Raw genomic sequence first — 26,746 nt, 5'->3', positions numbered from 1 at the left:
CTGTTGATCTAGGGTGCTTTTGCGTCTGCTCGCGGTTTAGGTGCCGGTGTAGGTGGCCGGATCCGGACGGAACCGGGTGCCCTCGTCGAGGCCGTTGAGGGTCGCCATCTCGTCCTCGGTCAACTCGAAGTCGAACACGTCCAGGTTGGACACGATGCGGTCCGGATTCGCCGATCGCGGGATCACGATGTTGCCCAGCTGCACACTCCACCGAATGAGCACCTGTGCCGGGGTCTTGCCGTGCGCGTCGGCGACGGCCGTGATGGCCGGGTTGTCCAGCAGGCGGCCCACGCCGAGCGGCCCGTATGCCTCGGTGGCGATGTTGTGTTCGGCGTTGGCCGCACGCAGTTCGGCCTGGTTGAGCAGCGGGTGCAACTCGATCTGGTTGACCGCCGGGGTGAAGAACGTCAGATGGACGATCGTCGAAAGGTCGTCGGCGCTGAAGTTGCAGACCCCGATCGAGCGGGCCACGCCGTCCTCCTTGGCCCGCATCAGGCCGCCCCAGCTGTCGACGTATTTGCTGGTGTCACCGCCGGGCCAGTGGATGAGATACAGGTCGATGTAATCGAGCCCGAGGCGCTCGAGGCTCGCGCGGGCCGCGTCCTGGGACGACTGGAAGCCCTGGTCGCTCGTTGCGAGCTTCGTGGTCACGAAGATCTCGTCACGGGCAAGACCCGAGGCGGCGATCGCGCGACCCACGCCGGCCTCGTTGCCGTAGGCGGCCGCGGTGTCGATCAACCGGTAACCTGCCTCCAGCGCTGCCGAGACCGAGCGCTCGGCCTCTGCGTCGGACAATTCGCCGACACCGAGGCCGACGATCGGCATCGTGTTGTCGTCGTTGAGCGTGACGGTGGGAATTGCAGCCGCCTGCCCATGGGACGAGGTCATGTCACCTACCCTGTGAAATTGAAGGTTCGTGGATCGGGACCCATTCGTGTTCCCGTCTCCAGCGACGCGATGGACGCCATGTCCTGTTCGCTGAGATCGAAATCGAACACGTCGAAATTGCTCGCAATCCGTTCTGGGTTCACCGACTTGGGGATGACGATATTACCCAGGTGTATATGCCACCTAATCAGAACCTGGGCGGGCGTTTTACCGTGCTGATCGGCGATGCCGGTGATCACCGGGTCCGACAACAGCGATCCCTGACCCAGCGGACTCCACGCCTCGGTGGCGATGCCCAATTTGGCATGCACCTCGCGGAGTTCCTGCTGAGGCAAAAGCGGATGGAGTTCGATCTGGTTCACCGCGGGAACGATGCCCGTCGCGTCGATCAAAATGTTCAAGTGCTCGGGCTCGAAGTTGCTGACACCGATCGAACGAACACGTTGCTGGTCGTGCAGGTGCGCAAATGCCTTGAAGGTGTCGATGAAGGTGTTTTTCGCGGGCATCGGCCAATGGATGAGGTATAGGTCGAGGTAGTCGACTCCGAGACGCTCCAGGCTCGCATCGAACGCCGCGAGCGTGGAATCGTAGCCCTGATCGCTGTTCCACAGCTTGGTCACGAGGAAGATGTCCTCACGCGGCACACCCGAGTTGGCGATCGCACGACCGGTTTCGGTCTCGTTCTGATACGCGGCTGCGGTGTCGATGTGCCGGTAGCCGGTCTGCAGCGCAGCGGTGACGGCACGTTCGGTGTCTTCGGCAGGCGTCTGCCAAACACCCAACCCGACTTGCGGTATGGAATTACCGTCGTTGAGCGTGACACGAGGATTCACAGAGGAAGCTGCCATGACCAGAAGTCTGCCAGGCGAGGACGTCGCTGTCGGAAGTCCAGGTGAGAGGACCGGACTCGTCAAGGACATGCTGCTGGGCCGCGCCACCAAGTTCACGCTCAACGCCATCCCGCACATCTCGGACCGGCGTAAACGCCTGCTGCTCGGCGGGCGCACGGTGACCGTCGACGGCAACACCCTCGACACGACCCTGCAGTTCACCCTGGCCGCCCAGCAGTCCGCCGGACTGGCCGGCCTCGTCGCGGATTTCAGCCCGGTCTCCGGGGTGGCGGTGTCTCGAGCCCAGCTGCGCGCGACCGCGGCCATGATGCCGGGCAGCATCCACGTCGACGTGAGCGAAATCTCCATCCCCGGGCCGGCCGGGACGATGGCCGCCCGGCGCTATATGCCCGTCGACGCCGGACCGGTCACCGCGCTGCTGCTCTTCTTCCACGGCGGCGGTTTCGTGATCGGCGATCTCGACACCCACGACGGTTTGTGCCGGCTGATCTGCCGCGACGCCGGCGTCCAGGTGGTCTCGGTCGACTACCGGCTGGCTCCCGAACACAAAGCCCCGGCAGCCGCGGAAGACGCCTATGCCGCCTATCAGTGGGCCCTCGACCACGCTGCGGGGCTCGGGGCGGCCCACATCGTGATCGGCGGGGACAGTGCAGGCGGCAACCTGGCCGCGGTCGTTTCCCAGTGGGCGCGCGACGACGAACTGCCGCTGCCCGCGCTGCAACTGCTGCTGTACCCGGTCACCGACTTCTCGAGCGAGACGCGATCGCGGACGCTGTTCGCCGACGGCTACTTCCTGACCAAACGCGATATGGACTGGTTCAGGGACCACTATCTGGAGGGTGCGGACGTCACCGCCGAGGATCCGGCGGTATCGCCCTTGCTGGCCGAAGACCTCTCCGGGCTGCCGCCCGCGCTTGTGATCACGGCCGGGTTCGATCCGCTGCGTGACGAGGGCAACCGTTACGCGGGAGCCATGCGGGATGCCGGCGTGCTGGTTGACCTGCGGGAAGAGCGCTCGCTGATCCATGCCTTCGCCAACTTCTTCCCACTCGGCGGCGGCAGCGCCAAGGCCATGACCGCCATGACGTCTGCGCTGCGGGCTCATCTGAGCCACGCCTGAGGTGGCGGTCATCATCGCCGGTACGCTTGATCCGTGGCCAAACCGAAAAAGACCGCCAAGTACGACCTCAAGGCAGCCGATCGCAAGCGCAATCTGTGGGTGCAGATCGGGCTGACCTCGGTCGTGGTGCTGTTCGCTGTCGCACTGGTGCTCTACATCGTGATGACCGGCGAGAAGCGGCCCGACTCGAATGCGGGCAAAGCCATCCGGGTGGTGTCGAGCAACGTCATCACCAACGAAGGCACGAGCGACCCCAAGGCCGTGCTCGGCCTCTACGAGGACTTCCTGTGCCCCGCGTGCGGCAACTTCGAGCGTCAGTTCGGTCCCACGATCAACAAGCTCATCGACACCGGCGCGGTCGCCGCGGACTACTACATGGTCGGCATCCTCGACCGTGCCGGCAACGGCTACTCGTCCCGCGCCGGTGGCGCGGCCTACTGCGTGGCCGACGAATCCAACGAGGCGTTCCGCCGCTTCCATTCCGCGCTGTACACCAGAGAGCTTCAGCCGCAAGAGAACAGCGGTGTCTACCCGGACAACGCCCGGCTGATCGAGCTGGCCCGTCAGGCCGGTGCCGCCGGTGGCGTGCCCGACTGCATCAACAACGGCCGCTATGTCGAGATGGTTCAGGGCATGGCAGGCGCGACGGGCATCAACGCCACCCCCACCATCCGGATCAACGGCGAGGACTACGAGCCGTCCACGCCGCAGGCCCTGGTGGACAAGATCAAGGAGATCGTCGGTGACGTGCCGGGTCTCGAAGCCGTGGCACCCGCAGCATCATGACCGTGACCGCCCAGCCGCCAGCTGACTCCCAGCACACCGCCGACGAGCGTTCGTCGGGGGTGCCGGTCGCGCGGGCCAGTGCGGTGTGGGTGCTGATCGCCGGTGTGATCGGCCTGGCGGCATCGTTGACGCTGACGGTCGAGAAGATCGAAATCCTGATCAACCCGGCGTACGTGCCGTCCTGCAGCATCAATCCGGTGCTGTCGTGCGGGTCGGTGATGGTGACCCCGCAGGCGTCGGCGTTCGGGTTCCCCAACCCGCTCATCGGCATCGTCGCGTTCACGCTCGTAACGGTGACCGGCGTGCTGGCCGTCGCCGGGGTTCGCCTGCCGCGCTGGTACTGGGGCGGGCTTGCGGTCGGCAGCCTGCTGGGTACCGCGTTCGTGCATTGGCTGATCTTCCAGAGCCTGTATCGCATCGGCGCGCTGTGCCCGTACTGCATGGGCGTCTGGGCCGTGACGATTCCGCTGCTGGTCGTGGTGAGTTCGATCGCGCTGCGTCCACTGGGTGCCAACCCGGTGGCCCGCGGCATCTACCAGTGGCGTTGGTCGCTGGTGGCGTTGTGGTTCACGGGCCTGATACTGCTGATTCTGGTCCGGTTCTGGGACTACTGGTCAACACTCTTGTAACACTGCGGAAACAACTCGGCGGTTAGGGTTACGCGTGATCTCCAAGGTGCTGGTAGCCAATCGTGGCGAGATAGCGATCCGTGCGTTCCGTGCTGCATACGAGATGGGCATCGCCACGGTCGCGGTGTATCCGTATGAGGATCGGAATTCACTGCATCGTCTGAAGGCGGACGAGTCGTATCAGATCGGCGATGTCGGCCATCCGGTGCGGGCGTATCTGTCGGTGGACGAGATCATCCGCGTGGCCAAGCATGCCGGCGCGGATGCGGTGTATCCGGGCTACGGCTTCCTGTCGGAGAACCCCGAGCTGGCCGCGGCGTGCGCCGAGGCAGGTATCACGTTCGTCGGGCCGTCGTCCGAAGTCCTGGAGTTGACGGGCAACAAATCGCGTGCGATCGCCGCGGCGCGGGCCGCGGGCCTGCCGGTGTTGACGTCGTCAGAGCCGTCGTCATCGGTCGAGGAGTTGGTGGCGGCGCCGGCCGGCATGGAGTTCCCGCTGTTCGTCAAGGCCGTGTCGGGTGGCGGCGGGCGCGGCATGCGCCGGGTCACCGACCGCGAGGCGTTGGCGGAGGCGATCGAGGCGGCTTCTCGTGAGGCCGAGTCGGCGTTCGGCGACGCGTCGGTGTATCTGGAGCAGGCGGTGCTCAATCCCCGCCACATCGAGGTGCAGATCCTGGCCGACGGGCAGGGCAACGTGATGCACCTGTTCGAGCGCGACTGCAGTGTGCAGCGGCGCCATCAAAAGGTCATCGAGCTCGCGCCCGCGCCCAATCTGCCCGAGGAACTGCGCGCCAAGATCTGTGCCGACGCGGTGGCGTTCGCGCGCCAGATCGGTTACTCGTGCGCGGGCACCGTCGAGTTCCTGCTCGACGAGCGCGGCCATCATGTGTTCATCGAGTGCAACCCGCGCATCCAGGTGGAGCACACGGTGACCGAGGAGATCACCGATGTGGATCTGGTGTCGTCGCAGTTGCGGATCGCGGCGGGCGAGACGCTGGCCGATCTCGGGTTGAGCCAGGACACGCTCGTGTTGCGCGGCGCGGCGATGCAGTGCCGGATCACTACCGAGGACCCGGCCAATGGATTCCGCCCGGACACCGGCCGGATCACCGCTTACCGGTCGCCGGGAGGTGCGGGTATCCGCCTCGACGGTGGAACGAACCTGGGCGCCGAGATCAGCGCGCATTTCGATTCCATGCTGGTCAAGTTGACGTGCCGGGGCCGCGACTTCTCCGCGGCGGCCGCGCGTGCCCGTCGGGCCCTGGCCGAGTTCCGCATCCGCGGGGTGTCGACGAACATCCCGTTCCTGCAGGCCGTGATCGACGATCCGGATTTCCGGGCCGGGCGGGTCACGACGTCGTTCATCGACGACCGGCCGCAGTTGTTGACGGCGCGAGAGCCGGCCGACCGCGGCACCAAGATCTTGAATTACCTGGCCGACGTCACGGTCAACAAGCCCAACGGGGAACGGCCCTCGACGGTGTATCCGCAGGACAAGCTGCCTGCCATCGATCTGCAGGTGCCGCCCGCGGCGGGCTCCAAGCAGCGGCTGGTGGAGTTGGGCCCGGAAGGGTTCGCCCGGTGGATGCGCGACAACCCGGCCGTTGGGGTCACCGATACGACCTTCCGTGACGCTCATCAGTCTTTGCTGGCGACGCGGTTGCGGTCGACGGGCCTGCTCAAGGTGGCGCCGTACGTGTCGCGGATGATGCCGCAGTTGCTGTCGATCGAGTGCTGGGGCGGGGCGACTTATGATGTGGCGCTTCGCTTTTTGAAGGAAGATCCGTGGGAGCGGCTGGCCGCGCTGCGTGAGGCCGTGCCCAACATCTGCCTGCAGATGCTGCTGCGGGGCCGCAACACCGTCGGCTACACGCCGTATCCGGAGATCGTGACGTCGGCGTTCGTGCAGGAAGCCACGGCAACGGGGATCGATATCTTCCGGATCTTCGACGCGCTCAACAACGTCGAGTCGATGCGTCCGGCGATCGATGCCGTGCGCGACACCGGTACCGCGATCGCCGAGGTTGCGATGTCCTACACCGGCGATCTGAGCGATCCGGGCGAAACCCTCTACACGTTGGACTACTACCTGCGGTTGGCCGACGAGATCGTGGAGTCCGGTGCGCACGTGCTGGCGATCAAGGACATGGCCGGGCTGTTGCGCCCGCAGGCCGCCCACGCCTTGGTGAGCGCGTTGCGCAGCCGGTTCGATCTGCCGGTGCATGTGCACACCCATGACACGCCGGGCGGGCAGTTGGCCACCTATCTGGCGGCCTGGCAGGCCGGGGCGTCGGCGGTCGACGGTGCGGCGGCGCCGTTGGCGGGCACGACAAGCCAACCGGCGTTGTCCTCCATCGTGGCGGCCGCGGCCCACACCGACCGTGACACCGGACTGGACCTGGGCGCGGTGTGCGACCTGGAGCCGTACTGGGAGGCGCTGCGCAAGGTGTATGCGCCGTTTGATGTTGCGGCATCTGGTCCTCCGTTCCCGACCGGGCGGGTGTACTCCCATGAGATCCCGGGCGGTCAGCTGAGCAATCTGCGGCAGCAGGCGATCGCCCTTGGGCTGGGGGACCGGTTCGAAGCCATCGAGAACTCCTACGCCGCGGCTGACCGGATCCTGGGCCGGCTGGTCAAGGTCACCCCGTCGAGCAAGGTGGTCGGGGACCTGGCGCTGTCGTTGGTGGGCGCAGGCATCAGCGCCGAGGAGTTCGCCGCCGACCCGGCGCGCTTCGACATCCCCGACAGCGTGATCGGCTTTCTGCGCGGTGAGTTGGGTGATCCGCCCGGTGGCTGGCCTGAGCCGTTGCGTACCAAGGCTCTTGAGGGTCGCGGCCCGGCCAAGCCGACCGAGGAACTGTCGGCCGAGGACGAGGCGCTGCTGGCGGCGCCGGGGGTCAAGCGACAAGCCGCGCTCAACCGGCTGTTGTTCCCCGGACCGACAAAGGAGTTCGAGGCGCATCGCGAAACTTACGGTGACACTTCGTCATTGAGCGCGAACCAGTTCTTCTACGGGCTGCGCCACGGCGAGGAACACCGCGTCGCGCTGGAACGCGGGGTGGAGCTGCTGATCGGTCTGGAGGCCATCTCGGATGCCGACGAGCGCGGCATGCGTACCGTGATGTGCATCCTCAACGGCCAACTGCGTCCGGTGCTGGTGCGTGACCGCAGCATCGCCACGGAGGTCCCGGCCGCCGAGAAGGCCGATCGCACCAACCCCGACCACGTCGCCGCGCCGTTCGCCGGTGTGGTGACCGTGAACGTGACCGCCGGTGACACCGTCGAGGCGGGTGCGACGATCGCGACCATCGAAGCGATGAAGATGGAAGCCGCGATCACCGCGCCGAAGGCGGGCACCGTCGACCGTGTCGCCGTTGCCGCCACCGCACAAGTCGAGGGCGGAGACCTCCTGGTGGTCGTGCGCTGACCCGGATCATCGCCGGGACCCGCGGTGGTCGTCGAATTGAGGTGCCGCGCAGCGGAACACGGCCCACGTCGGATCGCGTGCGGGAGGCCGTGTTCAACGCGCTGACGGCGCGGGTGGATTTCACCGGGCTCACGGTGCTCGACCTGTACGCCGGCTCGGGAGCGCTTGGCCTGGAAGCACTTTCGCGTGGAGCGGCCTCGGCGCTGTTCGTCGAGGCCGACCAGCGGGCGGCGGCCGTCATCACCAAGAACATTGCGGCGTTGAAGATGACCGGCGCGACGGTGCGGAGGGGGACCGTCGCGTCGGTGCTCGCAGGCGGTGCCGGCCGGCCGGTCGATCTGGTGCTGGCCGATCCGCCGTACGACGTCGAGGCCGCTGCCGTCGACGCGATGGTCGTTGCGCTGGTCGACGGCGGTTGGGTCAGCGCGGGATCGGTCGTGATGGTCGAGCGACGTTCGACGAGTGATCCGGTCGCGTGGCCGGACGGCTGGATCGCGCTGAGCGCACGTCGATACGGCGACACCCGTGTCGAGCTCGCCGAGGTGGGGTAGTCACATCCGCCGGGCGACCCTGTACCGTCGTCACCCATGAGCGGCGCGGTGTGCCCAGGATCCTTCGACCCGGTGACCCTCGGTCATATCGACATATTCGAACGCGCTGCCGCGCAATTCGACGAGGTTGTGGTGGCGGTTCTGGTGAACCCCAACAAGAAAGGCATGTTCGACCTCGACGAGCGCATGACGATGATCGTCGAGTCGACCGCCCATCTGCCGAACCTCCGGGTGGAATCCGGGGAGGGCCTGGTGGTCGACTTCGTGAAGTCGCGTGGGTTGACCGCGATCGTCAAAGGTCTGCGCACGGGCACCGACTTCGAATACGAGCTGCAGATGGCCCAGATGAACAAACATGTGGCAGGCGTGGACACCTTCTTCGTGGCCACCACACCGCAGTACTCGTTCGTGTCGTCCTCGCTCGCCAAGGAGGTTGCCTCACTCGGCGGCGACGTTTCGGCGCTGCTGCCCGAGCCGGTCAACGTCCGGTTGCAGGCCAAACTGAACGGTTAGCGGGCTCCGATAAACGGGTAATCAGCGGTTGGCGCACAGCCCATAGCGCCCACTCGTCCAGCCCGATTCACGGAGGTGTTCACCGTGCCCAAGACATTCGTCCAATCGACCGACGACGTCGTCAAGTTTCTCCGCGACCAACACAATCTGATCAAGGATCTGTTCGAAGAGGTGTTCTCCGCCTCGAGCGACGAGGCCCGCGAGAAGGCATTCGTCGAACTGCGTCAGCTGCTGGCGGTGCACGAAACCGCCGAGGAAATGGTGGTGCACCCGCGGGTCCGTCGCGAGGTTGCCGACGGCGAAGAGATCGTCGAGGCCCGGCTCCACGAGGAGCACGCCGCCAAGGAGCAGTTGTCCAAGCTGGAAAGCATGGACATCGGTTCCAAGGAGTTCATCACCGAGCTCACGAAGTTCCGTGAGGCCGTGATCGATCACGCCGAGCACGAAGAGCACGAGGAGTTCAACAAGCTCCAGCGCAAGCTCGACTCCGATGACCTTGAGCGCATGGCGAAGGCCGTTCAGGCGGCTGAAGCCATCGCGCCGACGCGGCCACACGCCGGTGTGGAGTCGGCTGCCGCGAACTTCGCCATCGGGCCGTTCGCGTCGATGCTCGACCGCGCCCGCGATCTGATCGGTGCCGCGCTGCGCTGACTCCCGGCCGTCGTCGCCCCGCCGGGCAGTCCGGCGGGGCGACGACGTGTATTTTCCCTTGCCATAATGGCGGCAAGACGAATGTGCTGGGTGTGGCAGTGCGAGCGACACACCGCCAGTGCTCCACAGTCACAGGCGTAACACCAGGCACACTAGTCACTAACAACGACGCCTGGAGGGTTTTGCCGTGTACCGAGTTTTTGAAGCGCTCGACGAGCTCGGCGCGATCGTCGAAGAAGCGCGCGGCGTGCCGATGACCGCGGGCTGTGTGGTACCCCGTGGTGACGTGCTCGAGCTCATCGACGACATCAAGGACGCCATCCCCGGCGAACTCGACGACGCACAGGACGTGCTCGACGCGCGCGATTCGCTGCTGCGGGAAGCCAAAGAGCATTCCGAGTCGGTGATGTCGAAGGTCAACGCCGACGCCGACGGCATGATCAACCACGCCAGAGCCGAAGCCGATCGGTTGCTGGCTGATGCCAAGGCGCAGGCTGACCGGATGGTTGCCGAGGCGCGCCAGCACAGCGAGCGCATGGTGGTCGAAGCGCGGGAAGAAGCGGCCCGCATGACGGCCGCAGCAAAGCGTGAATATGAGGCGAGCACTGGTCGCGCGAAGGCGGAAGCCGACCGGCTCATCGAGAACGGCAACATCTCGTACGAGAAGGCGATCCAGGAGGGCATCAAGGAACAGCAGCGGCTGGTGTCCCAAACCGAGATCGTCGCCACCGCCAACGCCGAGGCCACCCGTGTGATCGACGCTGCGCACGCCGAGGCCGACCGGTTGCGGGGTGAATGCGACATCTATGTTGACAGCAAACTTGCTGAGTTCGAGGAGTTCCTCAACGGAACACTGCGCTCGGTGGGCCGTGGCCGCCATCAGCTACGTACTGCAGCCGGAACGCACGACTACGCGACGCGCTGACGGCTCCGTCAGCCATAACGAGTCGTCGTTCGCTGAAGCGTCGCCGTAGGATTGCTGCATGGCGACGCATGCGAGCGCGGGAAGGCACCGCGAGTCACGATCGCCGCTGGTGATCGGTGTTTCCCGACTGGGCCGGCGGCCGGGGTCGATGCTGACGTACCGAGAGACGGTGCCCAGCCCCGCGCGAATCGGTCTGGAACTGATCGGAATCGAGGCAGGCGCCCCGATCGATCTCGACCTTCGGCTGGAATCGGTGTCGGAGGGCGTGCTGGTCACCGGGACGGTATCGGCGCCGACGGTCGGCGAGTGTTCGCGGTGCCTGACCCCGATCACCGGAGACGTCGAGATCGATCTCACCGAGTTGTTCGCCTACCCCGACAGTGCGACCGATGAGACCACTGAGTCCGACGAGGTCGGGCGCGTGGTGGATGACACGGTCGATCTCGAGCAGGCGATCGTCGACGCGGTGGGGTTGGCTCTGCCGTTCGCGCCCCTGTGCCGTCCCGACTGCGCTGGGCTGTGTTCGGAATGCGGCATCGCGCTGGCCGACGCCGAACCGGGGCATCACCACGAACGGATCGATCCGCGGTGGGCGAAGCTCGCCGCGATGCGACCCACTGAAGAGGACCCCCGCGGGAGCGGCGAGTGACGGATTCGCACGCGGCGCTGCTGGCGGCGCTGGGGGTTGCGCTGCCCGACGAGCTGCTTACCATCGCGCTGACCCATCGCAGCTATTCCTATGAGAACGGTGGTCTGCCCACCAACGAGCGTCTGGAGTTCCTGGGCGATGCGGTCCTCGGGCTGACGATCACCGAGGAGCTCTACCACCGCCACCCCGACAGATCCGAGGGCGACCTGGCCAAGTTGCGCGCCAGCATCGTCAACACTCAGGCGCTGGCCGATGTCGGGCGCGGGCTCAGTGAGGGCGGGCTCGGCGCGCACCTGTTCCTCGGCAAAGGCGAGGAGAACTCGGGCGGCGCCGACAAATCGAGCATTCTGGCCGACGGTGTCGAATCTCTCCTCGGCGCAATCTATTTGGAGCACGGCCTGGACGTCGCCCGCGAAGTCATCCTGCGGCTGTTCGGTGAGTTGCTCGACACCGCGCCCACGCTGGGGGCCGGGCTGGACTGGAAGAGCAGTCTGCAGGAGTTGACCGCGGCCCGCGGCCTCGGCGCCCCGACCTACGTGGTGACGTCGACTGGTCCGGATCACGACAAGGAGTTCTCGGCGACCGTGGTGGTCGGCTCCGTCGAGTACGGCAGGGGCGTCGGGCGGACGAAGAAGGAGGCCGAGCTCAAGGCGGCCGCCAACGCCTGGCATGCGCTCGACGATGCCTGAGCTGCCAGAGGTAGAGGTCGTCCGGCGGGGTCTGCAAGAGCATGTCGCAGGTCGGACGATCACCGCTGTGCGAGTGCATCATCCACGCGCGGTACGCCGGCATGAGGCCGGGCCTGCGGACCTGACCGCCAGACTGCTGGACGCACACATCACCGGTACCGGCCGCCGCGGGAAGTATCTCTGGTTGACGCTCGACGAAACCGAAGCGCTTGTGGTGCATCTCGGTATGAGCGGCCAGATGCTGCTCGGCCCCGTCCGCGACGACCGGCATCTGCGGATCGCCGCGATGCTCGACGACGGCACCGCGCTGAGTTTCGTCGATCAGCGCACGTTCGGCGGCTGGCAACTGGCCGATATGGTCACGGTGGACGGCACCGACGTACCCCAGCCGGTGGCACACCTCGCCAGGGATCCGCTCGACCCCCTCTTCGATCGAGAAGGCGTCGTTACGGTGTTGCGCCACAAGCATTCCGAGATCAAGCGGCAACTGCTCGACCAGACCGTGGTGTCGGGTATCGGCAACATCTACGCCGACGAGGCGCTCTGGCGGTCGAAAATCAACGGGGCCAGGATCGCGGCGCCCCTTCCGCGCCGGCGCCTCGGGGAATTGCTCGACGCCGCCGCGGAAGTCATGCGGGAAGCCCTCGGGCAGGGTGGCACGTCGTTCGATTCGCTGTATGTCAACGTCAACGGCGAATCCGGTTACTTCGACCGGTCACTGGACGCCTACGGTCGCGAAGGCGAACCGTGTAGCCGCTGCGGTGCGGCGATACGCCGCGAGAAGTTCATGAACCGGTCGTCGTTCTACTGCCCGAAGTGCCAACCCCGTCCGCGGGTGATGACGCGGTAGCCGGTCAGGGCAATCCCGCGATGTCGGCGAGATTGGGCGAATCGGTCATGCAGATCTTCCAGTCACCGCTTTCTTTGCGGAAATGCATTGTCCCCGAACCGCTCTCGCTTTCGACCTTGGCGGTGGCGGTGTCGCCGTCGACCGTGATGTCGCCGATCGTCGCGGACTCGTCCGGCTTTTCCATCGGAAGACTGTTGATGTCGGGCGGTTCGATGCCGAGGTCTTCCAGAACGGAGAAGTTGAACAGCTCCTGATCGCCCGAGCAGAAGTACTGTTCGAGCGCGGCCGAGAAGTCGTCGGTAGCGCCGACGTCCTTCAGCAACTGCCCGATGGCCCGCTCGTCGCTGGACGGCATCATCATCGCGATCACGACGCCGACGATCACCACGAGCGCCACGACCGCAGCCGCCACACCGCCGATGATCAGGCCCTTGCGATTGCCGCCCGACGGCTGCGGCTGCGGATACGGATAGCCCGGCTGCGGCGCGCCGTAACCATAAGGCTGCTGAGGCGCGCCATAAGGCTGCTGCGGGGCGCCATAAGGCTGCTGAGGCGCGCCGTACGACTGCCCGTACTGCTGTTGCGGTCCGCCGAACTGCTGCCCGTAGGGCTGCCCGGGCGCCCCGTACTGCGGTGCGGCATATGGCGGCTGCGCAGGGGCCCCGTATTCAGGCGCACCGTACTGCGGCTCGCCGTACGACGGTGGTTGCTGCTGCGGCTGCCACGGGCCGTCGGGGCCGGGCGGCGGCGAGGCGGGCGGATTGTTCGGCGGGTAAGTCACTGTGCTCCTTGACGGATGGCGGTACGCCAGTCTATCCCCAGCACGCGGGCCCGGGGCGGGCGAGAAACCGCGCGTCGGAGCCGCGTTGTGGGGAACTTGCTGCGGGAATACCGGCTCGCCGCGGAGTGTAGAAATACCCCATGACCGAACTCTGGGTTGAGCGCACGGGCGTGCGCCGCTATACCGGGCACAGCTCGCGGGGCGCCGAGGTGCTCGTCGGCAGTGAGGACGTGGAGGGCGTCTTCACCCCGGGCGAGCTCATGAAGATCGCGCTCGCGGCATGCAGCGGGATGTCCAGCGACCAGCCGCTGCGCCGCCGCCTCGGCGACGACTATCCGGCCACGATCCGGGTATCCGGTCCGGCCGACCGGGAACAGGAGCGTTATCCGTTGCTCGAGGAGAAGCTCGAGATCGACCTGTCGGGACTTTCCGAGGCCGAGGTGGCCAGGCTGCTCACTGTCGTCGAACGTGCCATCGACCAGGTGTGCACGGTGGGACGCACGCTCAAATCGGGCACCGAGGTCAAGTTCGAGGTCACTCCCACATGACGGGACCGGAACCCGCGAACCCCGAGGTGCGGCTCAGCGCCTGGGTGCATGGACATGTCCAGGGCGTCGGGTTCCGGTGGTGGACGAGGTCGCGCGCGCTTGAACTCGGGCTGACCGGGTTTGCCTCGAACCGGCCGGACGGCCGCGTGCACGTGGTGGCCCAGGGTCCGCGCGACGCGTGCGAGCGTCTGCTCGACCTGCTGCAGAGCGGTAAAACGCCAGGTTCGGTCGACAAGGTCGTCGCCGATTGGTCCGAACCCGACGCCCCGATGGCGGGGTTTAGCGAACGGTAGCCGGCTCGGCGGTAGGGTTTGACCCCGTGCACCTCAAGAGTCTGACGCTGAAGGGCTTCAAGTCCTTCGCCTCGCCGACGACTCTGCGTTTCGAGCCCGGAATCACCTGCGTCGTCGGCCCCAACGGGTCGGGTAAATCCAACGTCGTCGACGCCCTGACCTGGGTCATGGGCGAGCAGGGCGCCAAGACACTGCGCGGTGGAAAAATGGAGGACGTCATCTTCGCCGGGACGTCGTCCCGCGCGCCCCTGGGTCGCGCCGAGGTGACGCTGACCATCGACAACTCGGACAACGCGCTGCCGATCGAGTACTCCGAGGTGTCGATCACCCGCCGGATGTTCCGCGACGGGGCAGGCGAATACGAGATCAACGGCAGCAGCTGCCGGTTGATGGATGTGCAGGAGCTGCTGAGCGACTCGGGCATCGGCCGCGAAATGCACGTCATCGTCGGTCAGGGCAAGCTCTCCGAGATCCTGGAGTCGCGGCCCGAGGACCGGCGGGCCTTCATCGAAGAGGCCGCCGGCGTACTCAAGCACCGCAAGCGCAAGGAAAAGGCGGTCCGCAAGCTCGACTCAATGCAGGCCAACCTGGCCCGGCTCACCGACCTGACCACCGAACTGCGCCGCCAGCTCAAGCCGCTCGGCCGGCAGGCCGAGATGGCCCGCCGAGCCCAGACCATCCAGGCCGATCTGCGCGACGCACGGCTGCGGCTGGCCGCCGACGACCTGGTGAGACGGCAGGTCGAGTTCCACAACACCAATCAGGCCGAGACCATGCTGCGGCGCGAGCACGAGGAGGTCACCGCGCGGCTGCAGACCGCGACGGCGGAGCTCGAAGCCCACGAGAGTGCGGTTGCCGAGCTGACGGCGCGTGCCGAGGCCGCGCAACAGACCTGGTTTCGAGCGTCGGCACTCGCGGAACGGGTGAGCGCGACGGTGCGCATCGCCACCGACCGGGCGCAACTGCTCGATGCCGAACCCGAGGTGTCGAGCGGGCGGGATCCCGACGCGCTCGAGGCCGAGGCCGACGAGGTCGCCGAGCTCGAGATGGAGCTGCTCGGTGAACTGGAGGAATCACGCATCGCGCTGGAGACCGCGCGCGCCGAGCTGGCCGAGCGGGAACGGGTGGCGGCCGAGGCCGAGCGGGCGCACCTGGCCGCCGCGCGCGCCGAGGCCGACCGGCGCGAGGGGCTGGCGCGGCTCGCCGGTCAGGTCGACACCATGCGTACCCGCGTCGAGTCCATCGACGAGGGTGTGTTGCGGCTTTCGGTCAGCATCGAAGAGGCCGCCGCCAAATCCCAACAGGCACAAGCGGAATTCGAGACTGTGCAGGGCCGGGTCGGCGAGCTCGATGCCGGCGAGGTGGGTCTGGACGAGCACCATGACCGCACGGTGGCAGCGTTGCGGCTCGCCGACGAGCGGGTCGCCGAACTTCAGGCGGCCGAGCGGGCCGCCGAGCGCCAGGTCGCGTCGTTGCGGGCCCGCATCGAGGCGCTCTCGGTCGGCCTGGACCGCAGGGACGGCGCTGCGTGGCTGCAGAAAAACCACACCGGCGCAGGGCTTTTCGGAACCATCGGCGATTTCCTCAAGGTGCGCGCGGGTTACGAAGTTGCGGTCGCTGCGGTGCTTGGTGCGGCCGCCGACGCGCTGGCCGCGGAGAACTTCGGTGCGGCCGCCTCGGCCGTTGCCGCGCTGAAGGAGTCCGACGGCGGCCGCGCTGCCATCGTGCTGGGTGACTGGCGGACCGATGGACCGTCGCCCGCGGTCCCGCTGCCGGACGGTGCGATCTGGGCCACCGAACTCGTCTCGGTGCCGGATCGGTTGCGCGGTGCGGTGTCCGCGATGTTGGCCGGTGTCGCGGTCGTACGCGATATGCCTGCCGGTCTGCACCTGGTGTCGACGCGCCCCGAGCTGCGCGCGGTGACCACCGAGGGGGACCTGGTGGGTGCCGGCTGGGTCAGCGGTGGTTCCGACCGGAAGCCGAGCACGCTTGAGATCGCATCCGAAATCGACAAGGCCCGTGCCGAACTGGAGGCCGCCGAGAGGCAGACCGGCGAGTTGGCCGCGGCGTTGGCGGGCGCACTCGCCGAACAATCGGCCCGGCAGGATGCCGCCGAACAGGCGCTGGCCGCGCTCAACGAATCCGATGCGGCGATTTCGGCGATCTACGAACAGCTGGGCCGGCTCGGCCATGACGCGCGCGGAGCCGAGGACGAGTGGCAGCGCCTGATCAAACAGCGCGACGAGCTCGAGGTCGGCCGCACCAAGACCGTCGAGGAACTCGTCGAACTCGAAAACCGGCTGCGCAATGCCGAGCAGGCGCCGCTCTTCGAAGCGGAACCGGTCGACCGGCAGGAGTCGGTGGCCGCCGCCGAGGCGGCTCGCTCAGTCGAGGTCGAGGCCCGGCTGTCGGTGCGTACCGCCGAGGAGCGTGCGAATGCCGTTCGGGGACGGGCGGATTCGTTACGGCGGGCGGCCGCGGCTGAACGCGAGGCGCGCCTGCGGGCGCAGCGGGCCCGTGAGGCGCGCGAGCATGCCGCACGCGTGGGTGCTGCGGTCGCGGAGTCGGGCCGCCTGGTGGCGCAACGGTTGAGCGCCGTCGTGGCGGTGGCCGCACGCACGCGCGACGAGCTCGCCACCGAACGCCAGGTGCGGGTCGCCGCGCTGGCCAAGGCCCGGGAGGAGTCGACGCAGCTCGGCTCGCGCATCAATGCCCTCACCGACGCGCTGCACCGCGACGAGATGGCCAAAGCCCAAGCGTCGCTGCGCATCGAGCAGCTCGAAGCCCAGGTGCTGGAGCAGTTCGGGATGCCCGCCGCAGATCTGATCGCCGAATACGGGCCGCAGGTGCCGCTGCCCCCGACCGAGCTCGAGATGGCCGAGTACGAACAGGCCCGCGAGCGCGGCGAGCAGGTCACCGCACCCGCACCCATGCCGTTCGACCGGCCCACGCAGGAGCGCCGCGCCAAACGGGCCGAACGGGAACTGGCCGAACTCGGACGGGTGAACCCGCTCGCGCTCGAAGAGTTCGCCGCTCTGGAAGAGCGGTACAACTTCCTGTCCACCCAACTCGAAGACGTCAAAGCCGCCCGGACCGATCTGCTCGATGTGATCGCGGAGGTCGACGCCCGCATCCTGCAGGTGTTCGCCGAGGCGTATGCCGATGTGGAGCGCGAGTTCGAGCAAGTCTTCTCGACGCTGTTCCCCGGCGGTGAAGGCCGGCTGCTACTGACCGATCCCAGCGACATGCTCACGACCGGCATCGAGGTGGAGGCCCGGCCGCCGGGCAAGAAGATCAAGCGGCTCTCGCTGCTGTCCGGCGGCGAGAAGTCGTTGACCGCGGTGGCGATGCTCGTCGCGATATTCCGCGCCCGCCCGTCGCCGTTCTACGTCATGGACGAGGTCGAGGCCGCGCTCGACGACGTCAACCTGCGTCGCCTCATCAGCCTGTTCGAACAGCTGCGGGAGCGGTCACAGCTGATTGTCATCACCCACCAGAAGCCGACCATGGAGGTCGCCGACGCGCTCTATGGCGTGACCATGCGCGGTGACGGCATCACGACGGTGATCTCGCAGCGCATGCGCGGCCAGGAACTGGTCTCGAATCCGAGCTAGGGCCAGCTTCCACTTCGAAAGTAGCGTGGCGGCGTCGAAAGTAGCGTGGTGGCGATTTCCGGCGCGTTCTTTCGCCATGACGCTACGCACGATGGGCGTGCCGTGGTCGATCAGCGGCCCTGAGACAATGACAGCGTGACTGAAGGTGCGTTGATAGGAATCTGGATCGCGATCGCGGTCGTCGCCGTTCTGTTGGTGACTGCGCTGATTGTCGGGCTGGTGCGCTACCGCCGTCGGCGGATCAGCTTGTCCGAACGCGAGGCCCCGAAGACGATCGACCGCTCCGGGGGCTACACCGCCTCGTCGGGCATCACCTTCAGTCAGTCGGCGACCCCGACCGTCGAACGCATCGACACCAGCGGGCTGCCCGCCGTCGGCGACGACGCGACCATTCCGCGTGATGCGCCCAAGCGGCCCATCGCCGACGTGCAGCTGCCTGACGCTCCTGTCGCGCCGCCTGCGCCGCCCGCCGAGCCCGAAGCCCCGCCCGTACCCACCGAGCCGCTGGCTCCTGCCGAGGCGCCGGCCGAACCGGCGCCGCCCGCTCAGACCGAGGCGCCGGTCGCCGAGGCTGCGCCCAGCGTCATCGAAGAGATCGCGCCGCCAGAAGGCCGGTTGGACCGGCTGCGCGGCAGGCTCTCCAAGTCCCAGAACGCCCTCGGCCGCAGCATGCTCGGCCTGCTCGGCGGCGGCGATCTCGACGAGGATTCGTGGGAGGCGGTCGAGGACACCCTGCTGATCGCCGATCTGGGACCGGTGGTCACCCAGTCCGTCGTCGAGGCGCTGCGGGCCAAGATGGCAAGCAAGAGTGTGCGCACCGAGGCCGATGCCCGCGCGGTCCTGCGCGAAGTGCTCATGTCAGAGCTGCGTCCGGATCTGGATCGCTCGATCAAGGCGCTGCCACACGCCGACAAGCCGTCGGTGCTCCTGGTGGTCGGCGTCAACGGCACGGGCAAGACCACCACCGTCGGAAAGCTGGCCCGGGTCCTGGTCGCCGACGGCAGGCGCGTTGTGCTTGGCGCTGCCGACACGTTCCGCGCGGCGGCCGCCGATCAGCTGCAGACGTGGGCGGCCAGGGTCGGCGCGGACGTGGTGCGCGGGCCCGAGGGCGCCGATCCCGCCTCGGTCGCCTTCGACGCCGTGGACGAAGGCATCTCCGAGGGCGCCGACGTCGTCGTGATCGACACGGCGGGCCGGTTGCACACCAAGACGGGCCTGATGGACGAACTCGGCAAGGTCAAGCGGGTGGTCGAGAAGCGCGCCGCGGTCGACGAGGTGTTGCTCGTTCTCGACGCGACGATCGGTCAGAACAGCCTGCCGCAGGCCAAGGTTTTCGCCGAGGTCGTCGACATCACCGGCGTGGTGCTCACCAAGCTCGACGGCACGGCCAAGGGCGGCATCGTATTCCGTGTCCAACAGGAACTCGGTGTCCCGGTCAAGCTCGTCGGCCTCGGCGAAGGGCCCGACGATCTGGCGCCATTCGAGCCCGCGGCATTCGTCGACGCGCTCCTCGGATGACGCCGCGACACTGAAAACGCGCGGTGTAACACCAGTGAAACGCAGCTCGGCTATCCGTTCACACGAGCGAAACGCGGTGGCGTCTTAGCCGAAACATCCACTCAGCATTGTCTTGGACCAGGTCAATGGTCGTAAATCCTTGCGGCTGTGGCGTGGTGAAGGAGGAAACTGCGAGTGGACCAATTCCCGACGATGGGTATACCGGACACCGGTGATACGGCGTGGATGCTAGTGAGCGCCGCCCTGGTGCTTCTGATGACACCCGGCCTGGCGTTCTTCTACGGCGGCATGGTGCGTGCCAAGAGCGTGCTCAACATGATCATGATGAGCATCAGCGCCATGGGCGTCGTGACAGTGCTGTGGGTGCTGTACGGCTACTCGCTGGCTTTCGGCAACGACGTGGGCAACCTCTTCGGTGACCCGACCCAGTTCTTCGGCCTCAAGGGCCTCATCGGCGGTAACGCCGCCGCAGAGGTGATCGCCGATCCGGCCACCGGTGTCGAGGCTGCCGAAGCGGTCAACATTCCTCTGGTATTCACCATGCCTGCCACGGTGTTCGTCGCGTTCCAGCTCATGTTCGCGATCATCACCGTCGCGCTGATCTCCGGTGCCGTCGCCGACCGCATCAAGTTCGGCGGCTGGCTGTTGTTCGTGGCCCTGTGGGTGACGGTCGTCTACTTCCCGGTCGCGCACTGGGTGTTCTCGTTCGACGGCGGTACCGCCGAGACGGGTGGCTGGATCGCAAACAAGCTGGCCGCCATCGACTTCGCCGGTGGCACCGCGGTGCACATCAACGCCGGTGTGGCCGGTCTGGTGCTCGCTGTCATCCTCGGCCGGCGTCGCGGCTGGCCGGCTTCGCCGATGCGGCCCCACAACCTGCCGTTCGTCATGCTGGGTGCCGGCCTGCTGTGGTTCGGTTGGTACGGATTCAATGCGGGCTCGGCGACCGCGTCGGGTGGTCTGGCCGGATCGACATTCGTGACCACAACGATCGCCACCGCAGCCGCGATGCTTGCCTGGTTGCTCACCGAGCGCATTCGTGACGGGAAGGCCACCTCGCTCGGTGCCGCCTCGGGCATCGTGGCCGGCCTGGTCGCCATCACGCCGTCGTGCTCGTCGGTCAACGTGCTGGGTGCCCTGGTGATCGGTGTCTGTGCGGGTGTGTTGTGCGCGCTCGCCGTCGGCCTGAAATACAAACTGGGATATGACGACTCGCTCGACGTGGTCGGCGTCCACCTCGTCGGTGGTCTGGTCGGAACGCTGCTGGTCGGTCTGGTGGCCGCCCCCGAGACGGGTGCCGGTGTCGCCGGGTTGTTCTATGGAGGCGGCGTCGACCAGCTTTGGCGCCAGGCCGTCGGTGCCGGGGCCGTTCTGCTCTACAGTGCCATCGGTACGGCTATCTTGGCTCTGATCGTGAAATACACGGTTGGCCTGCGGCTTAGCGACGAAGATGAGGCCCGAGGTGCTGATGAAGCCGAGCACGCGGAGAGCGGCTATGACTTCGCGGCCGTCGGCAGCAGCTCGGTAATCGGTCGTCACGGCGGGGAGGAATAAAGGAATATGAAGCTGATCACTGCGATCGTCAAGCCGTTCACGCTGGAGGATGTCAAGACCGGCCTTGAGCAGACGGGCATTCTCGGGATGACCGTCAGCGAGGTGCAAGGCTACGGCCGCCAGAAGGGTCACACCGAGGTGTATCGAGGCGCCGAGTACTCGGTCGACTTCGTGCCGAAGGTCCGGGTCGAGGTCGTCGTCGACGACTCCGCGGTCGACAAGGTCGTGGATGTCATCGTGCAGGCCGCACGCACCGGCAAGATCGGCGACGGGAAGGTCTGGGTCAGCCCCGTCGACACCGTCGTCCGCGTCCGCACGGGGGAGCGCGGCGCCGACGCCCTGTAGTCGCGGAGCGGTCGACTACTCCGTGACGGAGTAGTCGACCGCGTCTCCCGGCCAAGGGCAATGTCAGTGGTAGTCGGTGGTTGGCCGGGGGAGGAAGCGAAATGACAGAGCACAAACCAGAACCCGCCGACGAGCGCTTGCGCGAGGAGCGAGCAGCCCCAGACGAGCGCTTGCGCGAGGAGCGAGCAGCCCCCGGAGTCTCACCTGAGGCTCCGGCGGGCTCGTCGCGGCCCGCGACCGACCTGGCGGCGGCGTCCGAACAATTGATTTCCGGCGGCCGTCAACTGGATTCGGCCGCCCTGCGCGACGCGCTTCTCGATCTGCACGAATTCTGGCTCACCACAAAGGCGACCGAGATCGGTGTCACGCCGACGAGCGGTTTCGCGATCGTGGCCACCGGGGGTCTTGGCCGCGGCGAGATGTTGCCTTACTCCGACCTGGATTTGATGCTGCTGCACGACAACATGCCGACCGATGCCGTCAGCGAGATCGCCGAGAAGCTGTGGTATCCGTTGTGGGACGCCAATATCCGCATCGACCACAGCGTGCGCACCGTTCCCGAGGCGTTGCAGGTGGCCGGTGACGACATCTCGGTGGGCCTGGCGATGCTCGACGTCCGCCACATCGCCGGTGACGCCGACCTGTCGTCGCTTCTGGTCGGAGGTGCCCGCAGGCAGTGGCGGATCGGAATCGCCTCGCGCTTCGACGAACTCGTCGAACATGCGCAGGCTCGGTGGCAACGCAGTGGCCAGATCGCGCACCGGGCCGAGCCGGACCTGAAGTCAGGGCGGGGCGGTCTGCGTGACGTTCAGCTTCTCAACGCGCTGGCGATCGCACAGTTGGCCGACGTCTATCCGAGCCGGGCGCTGGCATCGCCGACGGGCACGCTCGGCGGCGCGCATCTGGCGTTGCTGAACGTGCGCACCGAACTGCACCGGGTGTCCGGGCGCGGTCGTGAGCTGCTGCTGGCCCAGCACGCCGACGAGATCGGTGCGGCGCTGCGGATCGGTGACCGGTTCGATCTGGCCCGCATGCTCTCCGACGCCGCACGCACCGTGAGCTACTACGTCGACTCCGGGATCCGAACCGCCGCAAACGCGTTACCGCGACGCGGGTTCGCCGCGCTGCGCCGCCCGGTGCGCCGCCCGCTCGACGAAGGCGTCATCGAATACGCCGGCGAGGTGATCCTCGCGCGTGATGCCCGGCCCGAGCGCGACCCCGGGTTGATCCTCCGGGTTGCGGCGGCCTCGGCGTCCTCGGGCCTGCCGATGGCGGTGTCGACACTCAGCAGGCTCGCCGAGACCGCGCCCGAACTGCGGACGCCGTGGCCGCGGCAGGCGCTCAAGGATCTGCTGGTGTTGCTGGCAGCGGGCCCGGCCGCGGTTGCCACGATCGAGGCGCTGGACCGGACCGGCCTGTGGGGCCGGTTGTTTCCCGAGTGGGGCGCGGTGCGTGATCTGCCGCCGCGCGACGTCGTCCACATCTGGACCGTCGATCGTCATCTGGTCGAAACCGTGTCGCGGGCAAGTGCTTTCACCACCCGCGTGTCGCGGCCCGATCTGCTTCTGCTCGGCGCGCTGTGCCACGACATCGGCAAGGGCCGTGGCGGTGACCACAGCGTCATCGGCGCCGAGTTGGCCACGCAGATCGGCACCAGGCTCGGTTTATGGCCCTCGGACATCGACGTGTTGTCCAAGATGGTGCGCTATCACCTGCTGTTGCCCGAAACCGCGACCAGGCGGGATCTGCAGGACCCCAAGACAATCGACGGTGTCGTCGAAGCGCTCGGCGGCGACATGGTGCTGCTGGAACTGCTTGACGTACTCGCCGAAGCCGATTCACTGGCGACCGGGCCGGGTGTCTGGGGTGACTGGAAGGCCTCGCTGATCGGCGACCTCGTGCGGCGGTGCCGGCTGGTGATGGCCGGTGAGCCGCTGCCGCAGCCGGACCCCGTCGACCCCCGCTTCCTCGAGCTGGCCGCCCAAGTCGGCGTCCACGTCGAGCTGACCCAGGGCGACGGCCCGCACATCTACAACGTCACGATGATCGCGCCGGACCGGCGTGGGCTGTTGTCGAAGGCGGCCGGGGTGCTGGCGCTGAACTCCCTTCGGGTGCACTCGGCCTCGGTGAACAGCCACGAGGGTTCGGCGATCAACACCTATGTGGTGTCACCGCATTTCGGCGCGCCGCCGGCGGCCGAGCTGCTGCGTCAGCAGTTCATCCTCGCGCTCGACGGCGAACTCGACGTCATCGCCTCGCTGGAGAAGCGCGAACGCGACGCGGCCCAGTATCCGACCACGCGCGCGGGGGAGATCCTTGCCGCGGTGCCCGCCAACCACGTGCCGGCGCGCCCGCGGATCCTGTGGTCGGAGGGCAGTGTGCCGGGGGAGCTCATCGTGCAGATCCGCACGATCGACCGCGCCGGCCTGCTCGCGCGGCTCACCGCGGTGTTCGAGCGCGACGGCGTCGACATCGCGTGGGCGAAGGTCACGACGCTGGGATCCTCGGTGGTCGACGCGTTCGCGATCACGACCGCCGACGGCCTGGCGCGTGAGGATCTGGAACGCGATCTGTACGCGGTCCTGCCGACGCCTGCGCCCGCCAAACCGGCTGAACAGGCGAGTTGAGGTTGGTCAGCGAGCGGTGACCGCGACCCAGGTGTCGTTGACGGCCGCCGTGCCGGTGAAGGCGTCCACCTGCTGCGGGTCGTGTAGCAGGTTCACGTTGGCGCCAGGCAGCGTGCGGGCATGGCGCCATCCGGTGCGCTGGTGGCCCCATCCGTGCGGAACCGCGACCGTACCGACCCGGATGTCATCGCTGATGTCGAGCGGCAGTTCGATCGTGCCGACCGCTGAGGTGACCGTCACGGTGTCGCCCTGCACGAGACCGCGTGCGACGGCGTCATCGGGATGCATCAGCACCGTGCAGGTGTTGTTGCCGCCGGTCATGGTTGGCACGTTGTGCAGCCAGGAATTGTTGCTGCGCAGCTGGCGGCGGCCGATCAGCTGGAGGTCGTAGCGCCGGTCGGGGTTCGACGCCGCTTTGTGGAGCAGGGTACGAGCGGCGGCGACGAACTCCTCGGGCGCCAGATGGATCTTCCGGTCAGCCGTAGCGATCACTTTCCCCAAGCGTGGTCGCAGCGGCCCGAGGTCGATACCGCCCAGACTGTTCTTGAGATCGCTCATCGTGATCCCGTTGCGGCGGCGACGGATTCGGCCATACGGTCCGGTGGCGATGGCCAGCGACGCCAGCCGCAGCGGATCGATGAGCTTGATCAGGCGGTTGCGCAGCGGCCTCGTCAACTGCCGGATGGGGGAGGGCAGCAGCTCCATCGCAAGCCGGGTCAGGATCTCCCAGTCCTCCTTGGCGTCGGCCGGTGGCTCGAATGCGCGGTGCTGATATCGAATGTTGTTGTGCACGCTGAAGATCGGGATCAGAAGTCCGACGTCCTCGCGTTCCAACGGGGACACCGGCGGCAGGATGAAGTCGGCGTGACGGGTCGTCTCGGTGACGTACATGTCGACCGCGACGTACAGCTCCAGCTCTGACAGTGCTTGGTCGAGACGGCCTTTCTGCGGGATCGAGGACACCGGGTTACCGGCGTAGGTGATCATTCCGCGGATCTGCCCCTTGCCGGGGGTGAGAATCTCGTCCGCCATGATGACGGCGGGCAGTTCGGCCCGGAAAGCCTTGTGCCGACCCGACCGGTCCGTCCACAACCCGTGACCGACGGGTATGTGACGTGCGAGCCTCGGCACGTCGGCGACCGGGGTGGAGAACATCGTGCCGCCGGCCCGGTCGACATTGCCGGTGACGGCGTTGATCGCCATCACCAGCCAGCTGACCAGGGTCCCGGTTTCCTGCTGGCAGATGCCGATCCTGGCGTAGATCGCCGCCGACTCGGCCGCCGCGTGCTCGCGGGCCAGTGCGCGGATGTCGTCGGCACGGACACCGGCCCGCTCGGCCATCGCCTCCGGCGTAGCGTCGGCCACCAGGTCGGCGAGTTCGGAGAAGCCGGCCGTGTCTCTGGCCGCTCTTGCGTCACAGAGGTTTTCGTCGATCAACACGTGCAGCATGCCGAGCAGCAGGTAGGCGTCGCCGCCGGGCCGGACCATCACGTGCTGATCGGCCAGCCGCGCGGTCTCGGTGCGCCGCGGGTCGATCACGACGACCTTGCCGCCGCGGTCCCGGATCGCCTTGATGCGCCGTTTGGCCCCGGGCATGATCGACAGCGATCCGTTGGACACCGCCGGATTGGCACCGAGGATGACCAGGCGGTGTGTGCGGTCGATGTCGGTGATCGGCACCAGGACGTTGGAACCGAAGACTTTCCACGCGGCATACTCGTGCGGCATCTGATCGATCGAGGACGCGGTGAAGAAGTTCGGGGTCAGCAGTGCGGTGCGCAGCAGGAATCCGTAAAGGGCGCCCGAGCTGTGCGCGGCCGGGTTGCCGAGATACATTCCGAGAGAACGAAATCCGTGCTCCTTGCGGATCCGGCGGATTCTGGCGCCGATCTCGGTGAGTGCTTCCTCCCAGCCGATCGGTTCGAATGTGTCGCCGACGCGTCGCATCGGGGTGCGCAATCTGTCCGGGTCGTGATGCAGGCCGCCCATGGCGGTCGCCTTGGGGCAGATGTATCCCTTGGAGAAGACGTCGTCGGGATTGCCCGCGATGCGGCTGACCTTTCCGTCGGCGACCGTGACGTGGATGCCGCAGTGCGCTTCGCAGAGCGTGCACTGGCTGACGACCGTCGTGCTCGGGGCGTCGCTGAGGGCGCCGCGTTCGTCGTGCAGGGGGACGTCGATTGCGGTCATGTGAGCCTCTCGGCGTATCTGTCATCGAGCGTTGATAGATGTGACGACGCTAACAATCTGTCAACGCGTGTGTCAAGATTGGGGTGTGGGCGGAGCGCGACGGTATGGCGGTGCCACCGGTGAGGAGCGGATTGCCGAGCGCCGCAACCGTTTTCTCGACGCCGGCCTGCAGCTGATGGGCACCAGGGGCATCGCGGCGACCACGCTGCGGGGCGTTTCGGACGCGGCCGGTCTCGCGCCGCGCTATCTCGCCGAGTCGTTCCCGACGATCGAGGATCTACATATCGCGGTCTTCGAGCGCATCGCCGACGAGATCGAGACGGCGTGTCTGGCCGCGATCGCGCAGGCAGCGGACAACCCGCCGGCCCGCACCCGGGCCGCGCTCGCCGCGCTGACCGATCTGCTGCTGGGCGACCCGCGCAAGGGGCAGGTCATGCTCATCGAGTCCGCGTCATCGCCGGCGGTGGGTCCGCGCCGCCGCGCCGGGGCGCAGCGGTTCGCCGCCATCCTGGCCGATCTCGCCCGTGGCGAAAGTCCAGGCGACGGCGACGTGCTCCAAGAGCGGCTCGCCGCGCACTTCATCATCGGCGGCGTGTCGGAGGCGCTGGCCGCGGTACTGGCCTCAGAAATCGACATCGATCGCGGTCATCTCATCGACAGACTCACCGCGCTGCTCTTCGGCGCGACCCTCGGCAGCCGGTCCCCGCAGCGTCTGGGTTGAGTGGGCGGACGTTCGCCCGACCCGTC

Annotated in this window: 23 protein-coding genes; 19 read left to right on the top strand and 4 right to left on the bottom strand. The window is 67.2% G+C overall.

Annotated elements, in window-relative coordinates:
• Nucleotides 1–36: 36 nt before the first annotated feature.
• Both ACRCUN_RS33240 and ACRCUN_RS33235 read right to left on the bottom strand, forming a co-directional pair.
• A complete protein-coding gene (locus ACRCUN_RS33240) occupies nucleotides 37–888 on the bottom strand; it encodes an aldo/keto reductase (RefSeq protein WP_462145854.1) in 852 nt (283 codons plus the stop codon).
• 5 nt (nucleotides 889–893) lie between these two features.
• Nucleotides 894–1,721, bottom strand: coding sequence for an aldo/keto reductase (locus tag ACRCUN_RS33235; protein WP_462145858.1), 828 nt, complete (start codon nucleotides 1,719–1,721; stop codon nucleotides 894–896).
• A 13-nt stretch (nucleotides 1,722–1,734) separates the two neighbouring features.
• On the opposite strand from ACRCUN_RS33235, the gene ACRCUN_RS33230 reads away from it, so the two are divergent.
• From ACRCUN_RS33230 to mutM, 11 genes are all read left to right on the top strand, one after another.
• Nucleotides 1,735–2,859 carry an alpha/beta hydrolase gene (locus tag ACRCUN_RS33230; RefSeq protein WP_462145853.1) on the top strand — a complete coding sequence of 375 codons (1,125 nt, stop codon included), beginning with the start codon at nucleotides 1,735–1,737 and terminating at the stop codon, nucleotides 2,857–2,859.
• Between the two features lie 33 nt (nucleotides 2,860–2,892).
• Nucleotides 2,893–3,645 (top strand): thioredoxin domain-containing protein, encoded by a 753-nt coding sequence (locus ACRCUN_RS33225; RefSeq protein ID WP_462145852.1) that lies wholly within the window; start codon nucleotides 2,893–2,895, stop codon nucleotides 3,643–3,645.
• Entirely contained in the window at nucleotides 3,642–4,274 is a 633-nt protein-coding gene (locus ACRCUN_RS33220; RefSeq protein WP_462145851.1) for a vitamin K epoxide reductase family protein, read from the top strand. Before ACRCUN_RS33225 ends, ACRCUN_RS33220 begins: the two co-directional genes overlap by 4 nt.
• 34 nt (nucleotides 4,275–4,308) lie before the next feature.
• Nucleotides 4,309–7,701 (top strand): pyruvate carboxylase, encoded by a 3,393-nt coding sequence (locus tag ACRCUN_RS33215; protein ID WP_462145850.1) that lies wholly within the window; start codon nucleotides 4,309–4,311, stop codon nucleotides 7,699–7,701.
• Nucleotides 7,698–8,252, top strand: a complete 555-nt coding sequence (gene rsmD / locus ACRCUN_RS33210) for a 16S rRNA (guanine(966)-N(2))-methyltransferase RsmD (RefSeq protein ID WP_462145857.1) — start codon at nucleotides 7,698–7,700, stop codon at nucleotides 8,250–8,252. Before ACRCUN_RS33215 ends, rsmD begins: the two co-directional genes overlap by 4 nt.
• Nucleotides 8,253–8,288: 36 nt before the next feature.
• Entirely contained in the window at nucleotides 8,289–8,765 is a 477-nt protein-coding gene (coaD, locus tag ACRCUN_RS33205; RefSeq protein ID WP_462145849.1) for a pantetheine-phosphate adenylyltransferase, read from the top strand.
• A gap of 84 nt (nucleotides 8,766–8,849) precedes the next feature.
• Nucleotides 8,850–9,416: a hemerythrin domain-containing protein gene (locus tag ACRCUN_RS33200; protein ID WP_462145848.1), complete on the top strand. Its 567-nt coding sequence runs from the start codon at nucleotides 8,850–8,852 to the stop codon at nucleotides 9,414–9,416.
• A gap of 187 nt (nucleotides 9,417–9,603) precedes the next feature.
• Nucleotides 9,604–10,341 (top strand): cell division protein SepIVA, encoded by a 738-nt coding sequence (sepIVA, locus tag ACRCUN_RS33195; RefSeq protein ID WP_462145847.1) that lies wholly within the window; start codon nucleotides 9,604–9,606, stop codon nucleotides 10,339–10,341.
• Between the two features lie 58 nt (nucleotides 10,342–10,399).
• Nucleotides 10,400–10,990, top strand: a complete 591-nt coding sequence (locus ACRCUN_RS33190) for a YceD family protein (RefSeq protein WP_462145846.1) — start codon at nucleotides 10,400–10,402, stop codon at nucleotides 10,988–10,990.
• Nucleotides 10,987–11,679, top strand: a complete 693-nt coding sequence (gene rnc, locus ACRCUN_RS33185) for a ribonuclease III (RefSeq protein WP_462145845.1) — start codon at nucleotides 10,987–10,989, stop codon at nucleotides 11,677–11,679. The genes ACRCUN_RS33190 and rnc overlap by 4 nt, the downstream gene beginning before the upstream one ends.
• Nucleotides 11,672–12,529, top strand: a complete 858-nt coding sequence (gene mutM, locus ACRCUN_RS33180; RefSeq protein ID WP_462145844.1) for a bifunctional DNA-formamidopyrimidine glycosylase/DNA-(apurinic or apyrimidinic site) lyase — start codon at nucleotides 11,672–11,674, stop codon at nucleotides 12,527–12,529. The genes rnc and mutM overlap by 8 nt, the downstream gene beginning before the upstream one ends.
• Before the next feature lie 4 nt (nucleotides 12,530–12,533).
• On the opposite strand, the gene ACRCUN_RS33175 is transcribed toward mutM, so the two are convergent.
• A complete protein-coding gene (locus ACRCUN_RS33175) occupies nucleotides 12,534–13,310 on the bottom strand; it encodes an Rv0361 family membrane protein (protein WP_462145843.1) in 777 nt (258 codons plus the stop codon).
• Nucleotides 13,311–13,450: 140 nt separating this feature from the next.
• On the opposite strand from ACRCUN_RS33175, the gene ACRCUN_RS33170 reads away from it, so the two are divergent.
• The 7 genes from ACRCUN_RS33170 to ACRCUN_RS33140 all read left to right on the top strand — a co-directional run bounded on the left by ACRCUN_RS33170 (nucleotide 13,451) and on the right by ACRCUN_RS33140 (nucleotide 23,809).
• Entirely contained in the window at nucleotides 13,451–13,858 is a 408-nt protein-coding gene (locus tag ACRCUN_RS33170) for an OsmC family protein (protein WP_462145842.1), read from the top strand.
• A complete protein-coding gene (locus tag ACRCUN_RS33165) occupies nucleotides 13,855–14,151 on the top strand; it encodes an acylphosphatase (RefSeq protein ID WP_462145841.1) in 297 nt (98 codons plus the stop codon). Before ACRCUN_RS33170 ends, ACRCUN_RS33165 begins: the two co-directional genes overlap by 4 nt.
• Before the next feature lie 26 nt (nucleotides 14,152–14,177).
• Nucleotides 14,178–17,765, top strand: a complete 3,588-nt coding sequence (smc, locus tag ACRCUN_RS33160) for a chromosome segregation protein SMC (protein ID WP_462145840.1) — start codon at nucleotides 14,178–14,180, stop codon at nucleotides 17,763–17,765.
• Between the two features lie 150 nt (nucleotides 17,766–17,915).
• A complete protein-coding gene (gene ftsY, locus ACRCUN_RS33155) occupies nucleotides 17,916–19,283 on the top strand; it encodes a signal recognition particle-docking protein FtsY (RefSeq protein WP_462145856.1) in 1,368 nt (455 codons plus the stop codon).
• Nucleotides 19,284–19,457: 174 nt separating this feature from the next.
• Entirely contained in the window at nucleotides 19,458–20,837 is a 1,380-nt protein-coding gene (locus tag ACRCUN_RS33150) for an ammonium transporter (RefSeq protein WP_462145839.1), read from the top strand.
• Between the two features lie 6 nt (nucleotides 20,838–20,843).
• Nucleotides 20,844–21,182, top strand: coding sequence for a P-II family nitrogen regulator (locus tag ACRCUN_RS33145; protein WP_003881099.1), 339 nt, complete (start codon nucleotides 20,844–20,846; stop codon nucleotides 21,180–21,182).
• A 101-nt stretch (nucleotides 21,183–21,283) separates the two neighbouring features.
• Nucleotides 21,284–23,809: a [protein-PII] uridylyltransferase gene (locus ACRCUN_RS33140; protein ID WP_462145838.1), complete on the top strand. Its 2,526-nt coding sequence runs from the start codon at nucleotides 21,284–21,286 to the stop codon at nucleotides 23,807–23,809.
• A 6-nt stretch (nucleotides 23,810–23,815) separates the two neighbouring features.
• Here the strand turns inward: ACRCUN_RS33140 and ACRCUN_RS33135 are convergent, their stop codons facing one another.
• Nucleotides 23,816–25,999, bottom strand: coding sequence for a molybdopterin-dependent oxidoreductase (locus ACRCUN_RS33135; protein WP_462145837.1), 2,184 nt, complete (start codon nucleotides 25,997–25,999; stop codon nucleotides 23,816–23,818).
• An 85-nt stretch (nucleotides 26,000–26,084) separates the two neighbouring features.
• On the opposite strand from ACRCUN_RS33135, the gene ACRCUN_RS33130 reads away from it, so the two are divergent.
• Nucleotides 26,085–26,720, top strand: a complete 636-nt coding sequence (locus ACRCUN_RS33130) for a TetR/AcrR family transcriptional regulator (RefSeq protein ID WP_462145836.1) — start codon at nucleotides 26,085–26,087, stop codon at nucleotides 26,718–26,720.
• Nucleotides 26,721–26,746 lie beyond the last annotated feature (26 nt).

The sequence above is a fragment of the Mycobacterium venezuelense genome (assembly GCF_054919535.1).
This window is presented reverse-complemented; position numbering and strand designations above follow the sequence as displayed.

Coding starts and splice junctions, on each gene's coding strand:
- ACRCUN_RS33220 (WP_462145851.1), top strand. CDS start 3,642: ATGACCGTGACCGCCCAGCCGCCAGCTGACTCCCAGCACACCGCCGAC.
- ACRCUN_RS33240 (WP_462145854.1), bottom strand. CDS start 888: ATGACCTCGTCCCATGGGCAGGCGGCTGCAATTCCCACCGTCACGCTC.
- ACRCUN_RS33140 (WP_462145838.1), top strand. CDS start 21,284: ATGACAGAGCACAAACCAGAACCCGCCGACGAGCGCTTGCGCGAGGAG.
- ACRCUN_RS33145 (WP_003881099.1), top strand. CDS start 20,844: ATGAAGCTGATCACTGCGATCGTCAAGCCGTTCACGCTGGAGGATGTC.
- ACRCUN_RS33190 (WP_462145846.1), top strand. CDS start 10,400: ATGGCGACGCATGCGAGCGCGGGAAGGCACCGCGAGTCACGATCGCCG.
- ACRCUN_RS33165 (WP_462145841.1), top strand. CDS start 13,855: ATGACGGGACCGGAACCCGCGAACCCCGAGGTGCGGCTCAGCGCCTGG.
- ACRCUN_RS33135 (WP_462145837.1), bottom strand. CDS start 25,999: ATGACCGCAATCGACGTCCCCCTGCACGACGAACGCGGCGCCCTCAGC.
- ACRCUN_RS33170 (WP_462145842.1), top strand. CDS start 13,451: ATGACCGAACTCTGGGTTGAGCGCACGGGCGTGCGCCGCTATACCGGG.
- coaD (WP_462145849.1), top strand. CDS start 8,289: ATGAGCGGCGCGGTGTGCCCAGGATCCTTCGACCCGGTGACCCTCGGT.
- ACRCUN_RS33230 (WP_462145853.1), top strand. CDS start 1,735: ATGACCAGAAGTCTGCCAGGCGAGGACGTCGCTGTCGGAAGTCCAGGT.
- mutM (WP_462145844.1), top strand. CDS start 11,672: ATGCCTGAGCTGCCAGAGGTAGAGGTCGTCCGGCGGGGTCTGCAAGAG.